Origin of the sequence: Giesbergeria anulus (assembly GCF_900111115.1) — a bacterium.
GTDB classification, from domain to species: Bacteria; Pseudomonadota; Gammaproteobacteria; order Burkholderiales; family Burkholderiaceae_C; genus Simplicispira; species Simplicispira anulus.
Genome location: NZ_FOGD01000007.1, coordinates 45,260 through 61,170, shown reverse-complemented (window position 1 = coordinate 61,170; position 15,911 = coordinate 45,260). Strand labels below are relative to the sequence as shown.

General features: G+C 47.3%; 27 protein-coding genes. 26 read left to right on the top strand and 1 reads right to left on the bottom strand.

The features are described from left to right. The first annotated feature begins 52 nt into the window (after positions 1-52). The 21 genes from BMX55_RS10980 to BMX55_RS10905 all read left to right on the top strand — a co-directional run bounded on the left by BMX55_RS10980 (position 53) and on the right by BMX55_RS10905 (position 10,033). Positions 53-1,171, top strand: a complete 1,119-nt coding sequence (locus BMX55_RS10980) for a DNA polymerase III subunit beta family protein (RefSeq protein WP_091457479.1) — start codon at positions 53-55, stop codon at positions 1,169-1,171. Positions 1,172-1,262: 91 nt separating this feature from the next. Continuing rightward, positions 1,263-1,526, top strand: coding sequence for a hypothetical protein (locus BMX55_RS10975; RefSeq protein ID WP_091457475.1), 264 nt, complete (start codon positions 1,263-1,265; stop codon positions 1,524-1,526). 150 nt (positions 1,527-1,676) lie between these two features. Next, entirely contained in the window at positions 1,677-1,871 is a 195-nt protein-coding gene (locus BMX55_RS10970) for a hypothetical protein (RefSeq protein WP_091457472.1), read from the top strand. 110 nt (positions 1,872-1,981) lie between these two features. Then, positions 1,982-2,245: a hypothetical protein gene (locus BMX55_RS16185; RefSeq protein ID WP_143059636.1), complete on the top strand. Its 264-nt coding sequence runs from the start codon at positions 1,982-1,984 to the stop codon at positions 2,243-2,245. After that, entirely contained in the window at positions 2,229-2,465 is a 237-nt protein-coding gene (locus tag BMX55_RS10965; protein WP_091457469.1) for a hypothetical protein, read from the top strand. Before BMX55_RS16185 ends, BMX55_RS10965 begins: the two co-directional genes overlap by 17 nt. Positions 2,466-2,571: 106 nt before the next feature. Continuing rightward, positions 2,572-2,769: a hypothetical protein gene (locus BMX55_RS16180; protein WP_143059635.1), complete on the top strand. Its 198-nt coding sequence runs from the start codon at positions 2,572-2,574 to the stop codon at positions 2,767-2,769. Next, on the top strand, positions 2,735-3,190 hold the full coding sequence (locus BMX55_RS10960; RefSeq protein ID WP_143059634.1) for a hypothetical protein: 456 nt from the start codon (positions 2,735-2,737) through the stop codon (positions 3,188-3,190). The genes BMX55_RS16180 and BMX55_RS10960 overlap by 35 nt, the downstream gene beginning before the upstream one ends. Positions 3,191-3,263: 73 nt before the next feature. Then, a complete protein-coding gene (locus tag BMX55_RS10955; RefSeq protein WP_091457784.1) occupies positions 3,264-3,611 on the top strand; it encodes a type II toxin-antitoxin system RelE/ParE family toxin in 348 nt (115 codons plus the stop codon). After that, positions 3,611-3,946 carry a helix-turn-helix domain-containing protein gene (locus tag BMX55_RS10950; RefSeq protein WP_091457787.1) on the top strand — a complete coding sequence of 112 codons (336 nt, stop codon included), beginning with the start codon at positions 3,611-3,613 and terminating at the stop codon, positions 3,944-3,946. Before BMX55_RS10955 ends, BMX55_RS10950 begins: the two co-directional genes overlap by 1 nt. A gap of 239 nt (positions 3,947-4,185) precedes the next feature. Beyond that, entirely contained in the window at positions 4,186-4,626 is a 441-nt protein-coding gene (locus BMX55_RS10945; RefSeq protein ID WP_091457461.1) for a JAB domain-containing protein, read from the top strand. 13 nt (positions 4,627-4,639) lie between these two features. Then, entirely contained in the window at positions 4,640-4,900 is a 261-nt protein-coding gene (locus BMX55_RS10940) for a hypothetical protein (RefSeq protein ID WP_143059633.1), read from the top strand. 156 nt (positions 4,901-5,056) lie between these two features. Then, on the top strand, positions 5,057-5,398 hold the full coding sequence (locus BMX55_RS10935; protein WP_091457456.1) for a hypothetical protein: 342 nt from the start codon (positions 5,057-5,059) through the stop codon (positions 5,396-5,398). 24 nt (positions 5,399-5,422) lie between these two features. Next, the gene (locus tag BMX55_RS16455) at positions 5,423-5,584 is read left to right on the top strand and encodes a hypothetical protein (RefSeq protein WP_177172880.1); all 162 of its coding nucleotides are present in this window, start codon (positions 5,423-5,425) and stop codon (positions 5,582-5,584) included. 103 nt (positions 5,585-5,687) lie between these two features. Then, the gene (locus tag BMX55_RS16450; protein WP_177172879.1) at positions 5,688-5,843 is read left to right on the top strand and encodes a hypothetical protein; all 156 of its coding nucleotides are present in this window, start codon (positions 5,688-5,690) and stop codon (positions 5,841-5,843) included. A gap of 3 nt (positions 5,844-5,846) precedes the next feature. After that, a complete protein-coding gene (locus BMX55_RS10930) occupies positions 5,847-6,104 on the top strand; it encodes a hypothetical protein (protein ID WP_091457452.1) in 258 nt (85 codons plus the stop codon). Positions 6,105-6,201: 97 nt separating this feature from the next. Beyond that, the gene (locus BMX55_RS10925; protein ID WP_091457448.1) at positions 6,202-6,651 is read left to right on the top strand and encodes a hypothetical protein; all 450 of its coding nucleotides are present in this window, start codon (positions 6,202-6,204) and stop codon (positions 6,649-6,651) included. 109 nt (positions 6,652-6,760) lie between these two features. Beyond that, positions 6,761-7,126 carry a hypothetical protein gene (locus BMX55_RS10920; protein ID WP_091457445.1) on the top strand — a complete coding sequence of 122 codons (366 nt, stop codon included), beginning with the start codon at positions 6,761-6,763 and terminating at the stop codon, positions 7,124-7,126. After that, on the top strand, positions 7,123-7,332 hold the full coding sequence (locus tag BMX55_RS16175; protein ID WP_143059632.1) for a hypothetical protein: 210 nt from the start codon (positions 7,123-7,125) through the stop codon (positions 7,330-7,332). The genes BMX55_RS10920 and BMX55_RS16175 overlap by 4 nt, the downstream gene beginning before the upstream one ends. A 100-nt stretch (positions 7,333-7,432) precedes the next feature. After that, positions 7,433-8,326, top strand: a complete 894-nt coding sequence (locus tag BMX55_RS10915; RefSeq protein ID WP_091457442.1) for a TRM11 family methyltransferase — start codon at positions 7,433-7,435, stop codon at positions 8,324-8,326. 186 nt (positions 8,327-8,512) lie between these two features. After that, positions 8,513-8,896, top strand: a complete 384-nt coding sequence (locus BMX55_RS10910) for a DUF7007 domain-containing protein (RefSeq protein WP_091457439.1) — start codon at positions 8,513-8,515, stop codon at positions 8,894-8,896. Between the two features lie 189 nt (positions 8,897-9,085). Then, positions 9,086-10,033 (top strand): ParB/RepB/Spo0J family partition protein, encoded by a 948-nt coding sequence (locus tag BMX55_RS10905; protein WP_091457435.1) that lies wholly within the window; start codon positions 9,086-9,088, stop codon positions 10,031-10,033. Between the two features lie 96 nt (positions 10,034-10,129). Here the strand turns inward: BMX55_RS10905 and BMX55_RS10900 are convergent, their stop codons facing one another. Then, positions 10,130-10,816, bottom strand: coding sequence for a nuclease-related domain-containing protein (locus BMX55_RS10900; protein ID WP_091457432.1), 687 nt, complete (start codon positions 10,814-10,816; stop codon positions 10,130-10,132). Between the two features lie 169 nt (positions 10,817-10,985). Here BMX55_RS10900 and BMX55_RS10895 point away from each other — a divergent pair, with 169 nt between their 5' ends. Genes BMX55_RS10895 through BMX55_RS10880 form a run of 5 tightly spaced genes read left to right on the top strand, consistent with a single transcriptional unit; the run spans position 10,986 to position 15,864 of the window. Next, positions 10,986-11,987, top strand: coding sequence for an ATPase, T2SS/T4P/T4SS family (locus tag BMX55_RS10895; protein WP_091457781.1), 1,002 nt, complete (start codon positions 10,986-10,988; stop codon positions 11,985-11,987). Further along, on the top strand, positions 11,965-12,315 hold the full coding sequence (locus tag BMX55_RS10890) for a TrbC/VirB2 family protein (protein WP_177172877.1): 351 nt from the start codon (positions 11,965-11,967) through the stop codon (positions 12,313-12,315). The genes BMX55_RS10895 and BMX55_RS10890 overlap by 23 nt, the downstream gene beginning before the upstream one ends. After that, positions 12,312-12,629 (top strand): hypothetical protein, encoded by a 318-nt coding sequence (locus BMX55_RS16170; RefSeq protein ID WP_143059630.1) that lies wholly within the window; start codon positions 12,312-12,314, stop codon positions 12,627-12,629. The genes BMX55_RS10890 and BMX55_RS16170 overlap by 4 nt, the downstream gene beginning before the upstream one ends. Then, positions 12,626-15,112 (top strand): VirB4 family type IV secretion system protein, encoded by a 2,487-nt coding sequence (locus tag BMX55_RS10885; RefSeq protein WP_245751405.1) that lies wholly within the window; start codon positions 12,626-12,628, stop codon positions 15,110-15,112. The genes BMX55_RS16170 and BMX55_RS10885 overlap by 4 nt, the downstream gene beginning before the upstream one ends. Then, on the top strand, positions 15,109-15,864 hold the full coding sequence (locus BMX55_RS10880; protein WP_091457427.1) for a TrbJ/VirB5 family protein: 756 nt from the start codon (positions 15,109-15,111) through the stop codon (positions 15,862-15,864). Before BMX55_RS10885 ends, BMX55_RS10880 begins: the two co-directional genes overlap by 4 nt. The last annotated feature ends 47 nt before the right edge of the window (positions 15,865-15,911 follow it).

Here is a 15,911-nt window from a genome sequence, read left to right as displayed (position 1 = left end):
GAATGCCAATCCTTTCTTAACACCCTTTGTAGGGAATTCTTGAAAGGCTTTTATGAAAACAACTATTGGTAATTTGCGCGCCGCTATGAAGCAGGCGATGAAGGCTGTCAACAAAGGAATCTGTGCCATTGAAATCAAGCACAACTCGGTCTATGTGAAGGCATCCTCAATGGAGGGTGCTGTAATAATTGACGTACCCACGAAGGGTTCTGTCGAAAATTGCAGTGCATCTTTGTCTCAGAAACAGATTCTCGCTATTTTCAATGGTGTGTCCGATAGCACGGACTGCACCTTTAAGAAAGTGGATAGTGGAATTGTTATCAGCTTTGCTGGTGCAAGAATCAGGCTTCTTCATCCCTACGATGGCGAAGCAGATTCGCTCTTTGGCACTGTTCCGCTTCTTAAACAGAAATTGTTTTCTACTCAAGGAAGCAAACTGTCGAAGTTGCTGGATGGCCCTTTGAACTACGCTGCGAAAAACGATGTGCGTGTCTTCTTGATGGGCGTGCGTTTCGAGTCAGACGAGGGTGTTTTGCGGCTCGTTGGTACAGACGGGATTAGGCTCTGCACTGTCAAAACTGACATTGCAGCGCATCCATCCGCAAACTTCATTCTGCCTATCTCTACCGCTGAGGCCATTCACACCGTCTTCGGTGAGAGTGAATTCTCGGTGGAAATGATTGGTCAGGGTGACAAAATGCGCCTTCTGTTTAGCACTGACAGAACCAAATGGCTGGTGACGCTGATTGGTGGTACTTACCCAACTTGGCGCAAAGCCATGCCCGGTAAAAATCGCTATGCACAAGCTGTCCTAGATCGGGATGAGCTGGTTCGTGCGGTGAATAGAGTCACTGCCGCTTCAGATTCTGCATACGCCGCCCTTGTCTTTTCCAAAGATGGGGTTACGGTGCAATCTGTCGATGGTGAGCAGCGCGAAAAATTCAGCGTTGAATCAACACTGGTTGCTAGTGAGGTTACTTTTCCCTTCAACGGGAAGATGCTGATCAACGCAGTTTCTTGTGTCGAAACAGGCAAGGTTGATATTTATATCGATGATGCTGATGTGCTGAAAGGTAAGGTGGTATTGCATTCCGATCCGCTCGATACCGATAAGGTAATGAAGGACTGGATTGGTTTTATGATGCCCGTCCGGGTTGATGTGACAAAGTGATGGCGTAACTGCTACGGTGAAAGTCCATTCGTTGGGATTTCACCGTTGGTAAATTGGAAAGTTTTTTGTCTTAATCGAATAGGGGATAAAAATGAATGCAGTCGTTGCTAAGGAAATTCACCTTTTGCGTGCCGCTTCGTTGGGGGGAAATAGCTCACCACCCAATCTGAAGATTATCGTAGGGGAGTCGCAAATGCCGGACAATCTTTCGATTGAAGCCGCCAAAGAGATTTATGCAGCCCAAGCTAAGGAATTAGCGGACGGGCTGCTGAAGTCTCTGCCCGGTGGAACCCTCGATCAACTTTTGGCCGAATTGCTAGAACGGAAAGCATCCCTCCTGCGGGTGCCCCGGTAGCGACCGACCAAATTTGGCCGGTCAGCCATCGAAGCATCAGCACCTCTTAGACAAAGCCCGCTTGCGGGCTTCCCAATGGATTGCAGTCTATTGGAAAGCCTAGCATGGCCTACTCCTTTTTAACCAACTTTTTGGAATGGAGTAAATTTAATGAACCAATTCAATCTTAATGAAGAAAGCTTTCTCTCTACTCTTGATGAGAAAATTTGCGCTGCACTGAAGCGTCTTTTGAAACTCATTGATGAAGGGCAAGAATACCCAGATGCAATCTGGAAGGTGAGTTACGCTTCCGGGGTGTCCAGTGAGGAGCTTGGTGCTGCTTACGATCTGTATTGTGGCATTTAATTGATTGCTAGGTAAGTCCGCTCTGCGGGCTTTCCAATGGATTGCTCTATTGGAAAGCCTACTACGGCCCACTCCTTTTTAACCAATTTTTTGGAATGGAGTTAAACATCATGATCCATACAGGAAATCAAATGAACGCACGCTGTCATTTGCAAGTCTCAAAGGCACTTGAAGCGATAAATGAACTGGAAGCTGCTGACAGAGATCGTGAGTTGGCATACGAGTACGCTCATTCTTCTGGATTTTATAACGAACCGCTTCCCTCGACATTTCGCTGTGATCCTTTTTTGATAAAGGCATATCGAGACGGAAGTGAAGATGCAATGTTTTTGAATTCACAAAAAAAGAGTGTTTGCAATGACTCAGCTAACTGAGAAAAATCAGCGCTTTTACATACCGGGCTGGGCTTTGTTCCTGCAAGGCAAGCAAGAAGACCTTGATGATCGCTACTTGATGGATTTGGATGGCACGATGACACGCGACCCCAAAAAGGCATTCGTCATTGATGGACATCAAAACCCAGAGTTGTACGATGAATTGCAGGAAAATTATTATCGACAATTCTATTCAACACACATGAGAATGTGGGTTTGATTAGAAGAAAACCCAATTTGCGGGTTTTCCAATGGATTTAATCTATTGGAAAGCCTGTATTTAGGCCACTCCTTTTTTAACCAAACTTTTTGGAATGGAGTGATTTATGGTAAGTTTTGATGTGGCTAAAAAAATGGCAGAGGATGCTGTTAAAGCTGGAGAGATCATCCGATATGCTGTAAGAACCTCAGAAAAGTTCGGGCTTTGTATTGAGGTTGAATCTGATTCGGGATGGAATCCTGATCCTTGGTGGCAAGAAATAAATGATCATGAAAGCTCTACTGAAAGCCACCATTGGCATTAATGTCGAAATAAAAAAGGGTAAAGAAATGGCAAAACGTGAACTGACATGCGCCTGCTGTGGTGAAAGTGCAGGTCAATGGGAACAATGGCATAACCAAGACACGGGCTTTGGTCTGTGTCGCAAGTGTGCTGATTGGATCGCAAAACGGACGATGTTCGGCAGACCTGATCCGCAGGGCAATCCGCTGGAACTTTCTAAAACCTACGGACTGCCAGGTACTCATCTGGAGCCGCACTACTATCGCCACCTCGGTCTGGACTTTGCCATCGTCGCAGAGTTTCCCGATACGAAGGACGGCACTAGCGATGCGAACGCGTTTATGGCCCGGTTTCCCAACCACGGCGTACTCGCTGTGGCTGACGGGCGCGTCATCGTCGCCCGCGTGGACGATCTTGGGGTGTGCGGCAGCACGCAGCAGTGAGCTACAAGACTGCGTTCCGAAGGAAAAGGTACGCTGTCTGTATAAGATTTGATACAATCATGTGGAGATAAAAGTGAGGAAAGAAAAGCCTATCGACTGGCGAGGTTCTTCGTTCCGAGACATCAAGGACGATAGCATCTTCACGCCTAATGCGCGGAAGGAGGCTGGGTTTCAGCTTAATCGGATTCAGGCTGGCTTGGAACCTGATGATTGGAAGCCATTTGATGTGGTGGGTGCTGGAACAAAGGAAATTCGGATCAACATTGGCGATGGTTGGTTTCGTGTAATGTATCTGGCGAAGTTTCCAGAGGCAGTGTATGTGTTGCACTGCTTTAAGAAGAAAACAACAGCGACCAGTAAGCATGACAAGGATATTGCAGCCGTCCGTTATAAAGCTGTCATTCAAGAAAGGAGCAAATGATGAACATTGATACTAAATCAGCACACATCACCCCTGCTGATGGAAACATTTTTGCAGATTTGGGTTTTGAGCCGGAAGAAGCAGCATCCTTAAAAGCAGAGTCGCAGCGAATCATATCTGAAAAATTAGCCATTAAGAATTCATTGATGGCGGAATTGGCGGAATGGATCGAAGCGAAAAATTTAAGGCAGTCGGATGCGGCGGAAATCTTAGGTGTAACGCGCCCAAGAGTTTCTGATGTGATTAACAAAAAATCTGTGAAATTCAGCATCGATGCCCTGATCGATATGATTGCTCGGACAGGAAAGCATGTTGAGTTCTCTGTAATTGACTAGGGCCTGCCCTCCAGGTTACAGCAGAAAAGACCATCCACGGGCAGCTTTGCTTGCTCGTAGATTGCTACCTTCGATACTGACCGACCAAATTTGGCCGGTCTAACCTTTCACCAAGCCTTGCCGCCCTGCCCCCACAGGGCTAGGTATGCAGGCTTCCCAATGGCTGCCATATCGATGCCATCGGAAAGCCTGCTATGGCCCACTCCTTTTTAACCAAACTTTTTGGAATGGAGTGATTTATGACTGATGATGAAATTATCGAAAAGGCTTTGACTATTCTCGATGGTCGTATTCGTCGTGATACGGTTATGTCTAGCCCAGATGCAGTAAAAAAATATCTTACTATCCAAGCTGCGAAACACGATGGCCGTGAAGTATTCGGAGTAATGTTTATTGATAAGGAATACAGAGTTATTGATTTTCAATATCTGTTTTTTGGGACAATAGCTGGGGTGTCTATATATATAAGAGAGATAGTTCGCGCAGCACTGCAAAAAAATGCCGAGGCTGTAATTATTACACACAACCACCCAAATGGAAATACGATACCGTCTTCAGAAGACATTGCTACTACCAAAAAAATGAAAGAGGCGCTGAGTCTAGTGGATGTGATGCTGCTAGATCATGTTATCACCTCCGGAAGAAGTTGCCTGTCAATGACCCAAGAAGGTATTATTTGATTTGGAGAAATCCATGTTTGTAACACAAGACCTATTTGATCCAGACGCAACGCAAAAGGCACTACTGAAGGAATTCGAGGGCTACCGCACTCGTCGCCGCCTGAAGGAAGGCCAGATAGAGGTTCAGGCTTTGTTAGAAGGCTTTAAGAATGCTTGGATTGTCAAAGACTACGCAACTATCATCACTGTGGCCGAGAAGCTACCAGAAGGTGTGCTGAACCTCGACGATAGGCTGGTGCTCTACTACGATCTGTCTATCACGCGGTCAGATTGATAAGCAAAACGCAAGCTAAAACAGCATTTATTCATCACCCAAAAGTAGTGCTTTTTGTGCTGAAATAGCGTCATTCACCACCGCAACTGCGGAATTTAACCACCCTAGGGGCTATCTGTCCCTTGGGGCTGGCTCCTTTTTCTCAAGGAGCTAATCATGGCTGCAATTGGCAACATCGTTTTCGTTCCCTTCCTCGCTGAAGGTGCTGCTGAAAACAAGGTGCGACCAGCCCTAGTCCTTGAGGACTTGGGTGACAATCGTTTCCTGCTCGCCTACGGGTCTTCTCAAAAAGTTGATGCTGCCTTCCCCCTCAAGGGCGAAGTTGTCATCGCCAGCAAGGAAGACTTGATGGACTGCGGATTGAACCGACCCACTCGGTTCGATCTGGGAGTGCGTATAGCAATGACCCTGAATCGCAATCAGTGCATCGCAGGTGATTTGCCACAGCGCAAATACGGGCAGCTTGCACGAGCTGCTGCTCACGCTGGCCTCATTTAATTTTAATAAGAAGGAAGGGCCAATATGACCCCGAAACAAAAAAAGAAAAAAGAGTTTGCAAAAGTTATGCAGTTCCGCAAGAAACTACATAAAGGAGCATCACCCGGTCTTCTGAAATTTTTTCAGGATAAAGGTTATGTTAATGAAAAAGGTGAGTTAACTGAATTGGCCTTGAGCCAAGAGTAAGAAAGCACACTGACCAATCCCTTCGGGGATTGACTTAAATCTTTATGGATGAGGATTTGAGTCAGTTTCTGAGTGGTTTTTTAACACCTTTTTTAGGAAAACCATGAAGTTCACGGTAAGAAAAATCTTCCAATATACCGAAGAAGTTGAGGTGGAAGCTGATAATTCTACGCAAGCGAAGAAATTAGCAGAATCCACGGATGGCGAGGTAAATCATGATGACACCTTGATTGACTGTGAAATCATTGGGGTTGAATGATCTATGAAAACTTACGTTTACCGAATCAACTTCGATGAGAACGCCACTTTCTATGCCGAAGTGCTGGACAGTGAAAATCTCGGAGATGATCCTGTTTTTGATGTTGCTCCTTGGGAACGAGAGGGTGTATTCTTTTTCAAAGGGTACGGCATGAAACACAAGAATGACATTGATGGTCTTGAGAAATTCCTCAAGAAAATTGGTGTCATTGAGGAAGATGCCAAAGTTATCAGTTTGGATGACTTTGTTAGCAATCGCTAAATCTTCATAAGATAAATCTCTCCGGGGATTTATCCAAGCTCAACAGGGTTTGGATAAGTTTCTGACTGGTTTTTTAACCTTTCTTAGGAAATTTCTCATGGAACACGATTTCGACGTTTTTTACACCCCTGCAACCGAAAATTCTAAAGCCCGAATGATCGATGCGGTTCGCCGTACTGAATCTGGGGAAGTCTTTGGCTTTCACAGCAACCAAACCCATCAAAGTTTGGAGGCTGAACGCAAGCAAAAAATTCTCATCGGAAAGTGGAGTGTAGTCTCCGCTATGATTGAGGAAAGCCATTGCACAGAGCCGTCAGCCATTACCGAAGAACAGTGGCAAGACGCACTGGAAGCGCTGCCTCCAGAAGACTGGAAGCGCGTTAATGGTGTGGAATCTTTCAAGTTTATGGAGTATTACTGGGGCAATGTCACCAGTATTTACTGCAAAACAGGAAAGGGGTGCTTTGTTTTCAAAGGCCGTGCCAGCATGAGCGCCGCAGAAGTTGCTGAGAAAATCAACAATCACAACTGCAAGGTTTCTGCATAAAAAAGAGACAGCCGCCTGAAAGGGTTGTCCCAATTGCTTTTAATCAAGTAATTGGGACAACTTTTTGTTGAGCCATTTTTTTAACTGCTAATGCAGGAAAGGATTTTTTATGGCTTACATTGTTACAGCAACACTTTTGATTGATGAAGCTAATGAACTCGATGCGTACTCCACATTCCTAGGATTAGTGGAACCATTTGTTGGCGCGTCTGTTATAGACTTTTCAAGTGAACGAATCTCTAAGACTAATACTGTCATTGACGATTTAGTCACAAATGGAACTTATCAGGCTGGTGATTTCGAGTCCGGCTGGGTAATTTTTTCACCAACGAAAAACCAGATTCGCAGCAATGGTTATTGGTCTGAGGAATACGGTTGGACAGATAAGGATTTAGCCACAATATACGGCCCAGAAGAAGTGAAGATGCCGGAAGGTGTAGACGACGCTGTTCTTATGATGCGGAACGTCAAATGAACCGTGGTGATAACCAGATTATTGATAGCTATACCGCTATGGTGAATGGAAAGCGCACGGGTCTTGCCGGGTGTTCCAACGCTGATAAATGTGAAAAATCAGGTGAATGCTTGAGGACAAGCCCAATGCTTGAACTTCTGCATCCGCATGAGTGTGGTAAAAACTTTGATTTTCAGGTTGCTAAAAACATTGCACTAGAAATTTAAGGTATTTTTCACGAACTTTATCAACAAAGGCAATTCCTTCGGGAGTTGCCTTTAACCATAAAGCGTCATTTTGCTAGTTTGAAAAAATTTTCAGGTAAAAATGAGTATTCTTTCCTTCCCTGATCGCGGCCCTTGGGGTCAATCATCGTGGCGGGGCAATTGCTCAGGCCATGTTTATAAGTCACTTTTCGAGCAACTGCGGCCTAGCGTCTTTGTCGATCCTATGGTCGGTTCAGGCACTTCGGTCGAAGTAGCGCGCGAGATGGGCATTAAGGCTTTTGGTCTTGATTTGCACAGCGGGTTTAACGTGCTGCGCGAGAGCATCTTGTCGGTTGTAGGTCAGCCTGCTGATTTGGTGGTGTCGCATCCACCTTACGGCGGGATGATTCTCTACTCCGGCAATGTGTGGGGATCGCCCCATGCAGACGATCTTTCGCGCTGCATTGATGATCAAGATTTCCACGAAAAGCTGCACATAGCGCTGATGAACCAACGCGAAGCAACCAAAGGCGGTGGCTATTACGGCACCATCATTGGCGATTGGCGGCGCAATGGGCGCTACACCAGCTACCAAGCTGAGTGCATTGCTCGGATGCCTGCCGATGAGCTGGCTGCCGTTCTCATCAAACAGCAGCACAACACGGTATCGAATTCGCGTGGGTACACAGGCATGAAGATGCCTCGAATCCTGCACGAATACATCCTGCTATGGGAAAAGCCCAAGGTGATTGCATCGTTCCTGTCTGACCTGTCCATCATGGCCCGCCAACAAAGCGCCCGCCTTGCATCGACGTGGAAAGCACTGGTGCGAATGGTGCTGATGGCCCTTGGTGGTAAAGCCGATCTGGCAACCATCTACACGAAGGTTGCTGAAAACGCTCCAGAGCGTTTGGCGAATAACCCGAACTGGAAGGCCAAGGTGAGGCAAGTTCTTAACCAGAACAGCGAATACTTTGCCTCTTGCCAGCGTGGCATCTGGGCACTGACCGCTTGATGATTGACCGGCCAAATTTGGCCGGTTTCAAAAAGCCGCGCAAGGTACGCCAACTGGTGTGCCTTGCGCTGGCAAAGAAAATGAGAAAGCCCTGATCGAAAAATGCAACTCGTTCGGGAGTTGTCTGTAGGGATACCTCTACAGACAGCCTCTGATGATCGCTGCATTTCCAGAAAGGAGTTCCGTTTGCTAATATCCACTCCTTGGGGTATTTCTCAAAAAATATATCAGCTTGGCCTCGGAATTCTGGAAATACAAACACTCGTTCATGGCGGAATAGGTGTTCCATTTTCGCTGCGGAAAAAATTTCCACAGGCATTCCAGCGGCTGCTGGAAAGTGACTGGGCATTGCAGGATGGCGAGTATTTCTGGTTTGAGAGAGATCAGAATTTTTGCATTCCCGTTATCGCCTTTCCATTCATAGCAAAAACGAGAGATCGCTTTTTGGATGCGATTGATACGTTACGCGACTGGCATCCCGATCTCTACGAAGCCCTCTATGGTGTGAAGCTCACGCCCGCCAATTCCTACCTGCTGCACATTGAGTCTGTCGGCTTTGGTGATAGCTAAAGACAGATCAATAGAATTTGCTGCTGGCTTGATGGGCTGGGTGATAAGATGAAACAATGACGACCGGCCAAATTTGGCCGGTTCACAGATACCGGCAGCCCTTTCGGGGGTTGTCTTCAGCGGCAGCTCTGAAGACAGCCTCTGCGCTGGCATCCTATTAACCCCGCTATATGCGGAAAGGAGATTGAAATGGAAAATACTGAAATGCAAATCCAATTTGATACCATGCTTTTTCCAGGAAGCACTACCGCAGGTCTGAAGGATGCCAAGCGCACCGACTTGTGGAAAGTCCAGCGCGAGAAAATCAAAGTGCTTGAGGGCTTTAACGTCCGCATCAAGAACGATGATTACTTGGCGCAAGTTCGTGTGATTGCTGATTCGATGAAAGCCAATGGATTTTTCCCAGACAAGCCCATTGCGGGCTTCGTGGCAGAAGTTGATGGCAACAATGTCGTCTATGTGATCGATGGCCACACTCGGCTGGATGCTTACGATCTGGCGATGAGTGAAGGCGCAGAACTGCAAGGTATCCCGATGGTGATTAAGCCAAAGGGAACGTCGATGGAAGATTTGACGGTTGCTTTGGTTGTTTCTAACAACGGGCGGCAATTGACTTCCTACGAAACTGCGCTGGTTTGCAAACGCTTGGTTCACTACGGCATGGATGAGGCTGAAGTTGCTCGGCGTATTGGCTTGTCCAAGCAGCATGTAGCAAATTTGCTTCTGTTGGTGTCTGCGCCTCGTGAAATTGGCAACCTTGTCCAAGAAGGTAAGGTGAGCGCATCACTGGCTGTCGCAACTCTAAAAACCCACGGTAGTAAAGCTATCGAAGTTCTCAAAGACGGTTTGGCGAATGCTGAATCCGTTGGCAAGGCCAAAGTGACTGAAAAGCACCTGAAAGATAAAAAAGAAAAGAAAGAGAAAAAGGCCCAAGAAAAATTGCCGATGCAGGAAGACGACTTTGAAAAAAAGAACGACCTCCTTCTATCTCGCGGCATTGAGTGGATCAAAAAGAACGGCCCAGACGGAACGGGAGCAGAAATGCTCCTAGCTTTCCTGACAGGTACTGATGTCGAGAAAATTAAATTTCTGCTCAAACAGAGTGATATTGAGGATTCTCTTTTGACACCTACGTGAGAGCTACCGGCCAAATTTGGCCGGTCTGAATCTCGCTGCTACTCCAGCAAGGCCCTTCCCTTCGGGGGAGGGCTTTTTTTGTCCGTCGATCACGACTCAAGCGGCGTGCTTGTGCTTGTGGAACTCGCGGCAATTGGAGATATGCTCGACTATTGTGTATTGGCTCGAAATCTCAAGGATGGCATCAGCAATTACATCGACTTCTTCTTTTTTGATCATTGATTTTCGGAATTTTGCATCGCTGTAAGCCAGTCGAGAAACATAAGGCAATTCATCCGTAGTCAGGACAGTAGCTGGCATGGTTGGCTCAAGATCGATTTCATCCCCAGTGAAGTAAACATAATATTTGGAGAAGCATTGCACCGATTTTCGGATGTAATACAGCTTGCCTAGACCTTGACTGATCGGGTCGTGGATTTCACTAACGGTAGTGCCGTTATCTATTTTCCAAAGGCGCAACCCATTCTCACCTTTTTCGTACCAAACCTTGCCCTTTGGATAGCCTTTGATTTCAAAGATGTGGATGCCCGCTGCACAAACAACCATCACATCGTATTCTGCCGTTTTTACAAGGCCATCATCTTCCATTGGCAGGATGACGTTTTTCAGGAGCCGTGCCTCTGGAAAAATTTTCTTGAACGATTTTTGGATGTTTTCAAAACCAATATCTTCGGCAGAAAAATTTTGAATGGTTGTTTCGGTTGTATCTGCGGTCGATGAGTTTTTATCGAGGATTCGCTTTACCATCGCTGCTGAGAAAAATGTGGGGCGTTCTTGTTTCATGAGAATCTCCTGTTGACACTATTATCAGGCAGTAAGTTCAAGAATCAAATCAGTCTGTAGATACCATATAACCTTCGCCAGCTTCACCCGTCTCAGAGATGCGAAATCTATCGAAAATTCGATGTTTTTCGCTTCGATAAAAGGTCAATTGGTTGCCATCATTGACCACATGATCGATATTCAAACAATCAACCAAATCATCAGTGATTCTCTGCGGCCTATTGCCTCCATCTTGGAAGATGACACCGTAACCGAGATCATGGTCACGGCAGATGGTTGCGTTTGGGTTGAGCGCAAAGGTGCCATTGCCCTTACCGACATCTGCATTTCTGAGGCTGATCGAAGCGTTGCTTTGACTACCGTGGGGAAAGCTAACGGAGGTGCGGGCGTTGACATGACGCCAGGTACTGAACAAGCCGTTGTCAGTACCTCAGTCGGTGGCCTGCGCTTTGCTGGTGCCCTGAAGGGCGTTGATTCGCGTGGTACGACGATCACCATTCGGAAGCACTTGGAGCCGGAGATGCGGCCCACACTGGATCAGCTTGTCCAGTGGGACATGCTGACGGTCGAGCAAGGTGAACTGCTGACCGATCTGATTATTAACCAGAAAAAGAATTGCGTATTTGCTGGCCCAACGTCTGGCGGCAAAACCACGTTGGCAAATGCCATTCTCATGGGGCTGCCGAAAAATGAGCGCATTGGCCTAATTGAAGATGCGCGAGAAATGGCTTTGCGTGTAGAAAATAAAGAGTGCATGTTGGCTACACCTCAAACGGGGTTGACGGCCAAGGTATTGATCCAGCACGCCATGCGGTCGCGGTTTGATCGACTGATTTTGTCTGAAACTCGCGGCGATGACACTTACGATTTGCTGCGTGCCCTTTCTTCTGGACACAATGGAAGCGTAACCACCCTTCACGCATCTTCCGCTTTGGGGGCATTGAGTACGCTGGAAATGCTATTCCAAATGTCCCTTCCTTCTGGAGTACAAATGTCTCCAGCCGCTGCACAACGATACATCACTAGCTGTATCAATCTCATCGTTTTTTGTGAACGTCGCTATGTGAAAGATGGCGACGTTCATAAGAGCGTTCGTCGAGTGGCAGAAATTGCCTTAGTTCATGGTGTTGAAAATGGAGAATATAAAATTGACTACCTTCTCACAAAATAGCTTTTCGCTAGAATTTCCGAAAATTTCACCAGCAATGAAGTTCTTGGCGTTGATTTTTTTGACGCTTTTTCTTGGGACGGATGCAATGGCACAAAATTCTGGGTCTGCTGCGACAGGCTTGTGTAATGTTGCCTCGTTTATGAAAACCATTGTGACAGGCGCGGCAATTATTGCTGTTCTCATTTTTGTGGCGAATAGCTTTTTCGTTAAGTCCTCCATCGTCGGTGATCTGGTTATGTACGTCATGATTGGTTGCGCGATAGCTACTGCCGCTGTTTATATTGTGCAGCAAACAGGTCTGACCTCAAGCTGTAGCCTGTCGTCGTGACGCCAGCACCAGATTATCCGGTTTTTCGCCGCCCTCGCTTAACTGCCGGGGTGGGGGCAAAAACGGCGTCAATGATTTGGTCAATAGCAGCACTGATTGCTATGACAATTGGGCTGCCTTGGGGATTATCCACATTCCCCATTGCAGCGATTATCCACAAGGCTGCTTCGTGGTTTTTTCGTATTGATCCAGAGATTGTGAATCTCTACATGATTCATGAGTATGTGCCGAACGATTTAAAATCGGGAGAGCCTTCGCACGGTGAGCCATCAGAATCACGCCCTAAAGGTTGGGGCAAGGGAGTTGCGATTTGAACAAAAAAATCCCCGCTAGAAATCCAGAGTCTGCGATCAATCGACAATCGCTTTCTGAGCATTTGCCTTGGTTGATACATACAACACCTGATCTAGTGCTGTGCAAAGACGGTTCGCTATTGGCTGGGTTTGAATACAGTGGCGTAGATATTGATGAAGACAAACCGCATGAGATAGAAAATGCGGTTAATGAAGTGCAAAATGCCTTCCAATCAATGGATGAAAGGTTTTATACTTGGTGGGTTATTGATAAAAGAAAAAAAACACAGCCAGACCTGAGCCAAGGCGACGAAAAAAATACGCTACAAGAAATTTTTGCAGCGCGAGAAAAATCACGCTATGAATCTGGGACTGTTTTCACAATCAGTTTCCATCTATTTATTGCCTACTTGGGCGAAACAGGCGTTTTCGCTTTCATGGATAAGGTGCAGCGACTCATGGCAGACGAAGGAAAATCTTTGCCTGTCGCTATCATTGAAAGCCTCAATCCCACCAAGAGCGGAAAAAATGCGGTGTTACACGATGCACGTCAACTAGATGAAAACATCCGTCAAGCGACCGCTGGTATCAAAAAGGTAGTTGCCAGTAGCCATACGCTTACCATGCGCCGCTTGTCTGGGTGGGATTTGGACAATGCGCTGATTCGCATGGCAAACATCTCTTTGCGCGAAAAGACAAGCTACCAAATTCGCCCACAATCGGTTCTTGATAGCGCGGCTGCTTTGTCTGACTTGAAATTTGGCCGTGATACGTTTATTTCTTACGGGCCTGACAGAACTACTTTCGGCGGCGTACTCTCGCTGAGAAATTATCCCTTGCCAACTGCGTTGTCTAGTATCTTGGGCTTGCAAGTGGAGTATCGCTTGGTGCATATCGTCAAGTGCATGAGTGAGGCCACCACGCGCGCTACGCTCGATGAGGCCACCCGCTTCTATCGCATGACGCAAAGCACAGTGGCGCAGCGGTTTGCCGCCTATGCCAGCGGTAGCAGTGAACCCGAAGTCGATCCGGGTAAGGCAGAACTCTACGCCCAATGCCTTGAAGCAATGGGCCGCCAGCTTTCTGATGGTCTGGGGTTCGTACACCACTCCATGACGCTGATACTGTTGGCCGACAATACCAAACAGCTTGAGCAAACCATTGATGAGGTATCGCGCACACTGAGCCAAGTACCCATGATTCGGGAGCGCGTAGGCTTGAAAGCTGCGTTCCTGTCGATGTTGCCAGGTCAGTGGGCTACCAACAAGCGCCTGATGTTGGCCAACTCTGAGCTGGTAGCCCAGTGCCTGCCATTGATTACTGCGGATACTGGCTCCAAGGACTGCGATCATCTTTCCAAGACGGTCTATGGCAAGCCTGTCCGCTCACTGGCCACCTTCCAGTCTGTGCTAGGCACTGAGGTTCATTTCGATCCATTTGTAGGCCAACTGGGGCACACGCTGATGGTGATGCCATCGGGTGGCGGTAAAACTACTTTCGTGAACTACTGCTTGGCCCAGTTCACCCGCTACAAAGATGCACAGGTCGTCATCTTTGACCGAGATAGGTCGTGCCGGATCATCACCGGGCTGGCGGGTGGCACCCACATGGACTTGCGCGGAAACACTATTCGCCTGAATCCGATGGCCCATCTGCGCGAGGGCGATTTGGGTAAGGTGCAGGCGCGCGAATTCTTGCTGCGCCGCATTGCAGAGGCTGGGGATACTGTAACTGCTGAAGATCGGCAGGAAATTTATCGCATTCTGGACAACGTGGCCCAATCTTCTCAAAAGCTGTGCCTCTCAACCGTGTGGACGTTGATGCCACGCAAGCTGCAAACACTGCTGTCCGAATGGGTCAAGGGTGGGCCATACGGCTACTTCGACTCCGTGGAAGACGATTTTCAAATGTCTTCTTGGACGTGCATTGAGATGCGCGAAATCATGGCCGTGGAGCGCCTGTCGCGGGCATTTTTGGATCACATGCTGACCTCGATCATGCGTAGCCTGACGGGGCGGCCCACCCTCATCTACTTGGAAGAAGCCAGCTTTTTACTCAACAACGAAGCATTCCTTGATGCCATCGATGGCTGGCTCAAAACCTTCCGTAAGCTCAACGCGATGGTCTGGATGACCGTCCAATCCCCAGAATCCGTTTCTGGCGTGGATAACGAGCGCATCCGGGCCACCTTGGCGGATAACGTACCCAATCTGATCCTTGGCTACAACCCCCGCTTGGAAAATCACCGCGAACTTTATCGCACCATGTTCGGCATGAGCAATGAGCAGGTGTCGATGATCGGTGAATTGACCCCAAAACGCGATTACTTACGTGTTTTCAACGGCACTTGCCGAACGATGCGAACCGGCTTCGACGATCATATTCTTGCTCACCTACGGTCAGAACCAATTTTTCAGGACTTGTTTGACGAGGCCCAAGCGCGGGGTGGCGAAGACTGGCGCGATTGGTACATTCAACAAGCACTTTTGAGGAAAAATAAATGAAAAGTACACGCAGAAAAATCATGGGCCTTTTCGTGGCTGCGGCCATTAGCACAACCGCTGCACCCGCTTACGCCTTGTTTGGTGGTGGTGGGCGGATTGTTTATGATCCAACGAACCATGTGCAAAATTTGAAGTCAGCAGTTGAAGCAACAGCGCAAACTATTACCCAAGCAAAAATCTTCATTGAAACTCAATTATCAAACAAAAAATTATTTGAATTGGCCGATTCGATAGCGGATACATCTGAAATCCGTGCGTTGGTTGGTGATGTGATGCGGGAGTCACAGCGACTTCAGGGGTCGATACGGCAGGGTCAGCAGGCTTTGAATGATTTGCAAAATGTATTTGGTGCCAGCCGATTTCATAATTGGAATGAGTTTGCCGCTGATATTGGACGTAGAAAAGATGCGGGTGATAAACAGGCCCTTGCTTTATTTGATGCAGCAGCCCATGCTGATAGGCAAATTAAAAATGCTTATGAGGCCAATCGAGCGTTGCTGCAAAAAATGCCTTACGTTAGTGGCCCAACAGAAGCCTTGCAAGCCAGCGTTAATGCCAGCAGCATCATCATCGATCAGAATTCTGCGATGCTTTATGCAATGAGTACGCAAAATAAAAATCAAGCTCAAAAAATGGCAGAAGAGGCCAAAAAAGAACAACAGCATGAGCAGTCTCTCGCTGACTATTTCGTGGAATCATATCGCGCATTAGAGGCTGATCGGGCGCAAATAGGGGCGACTGGCTCTCGCTAGTATTGGGCGAGAAATTGCATAATAATTTATAGCATCCTCCAACTGGA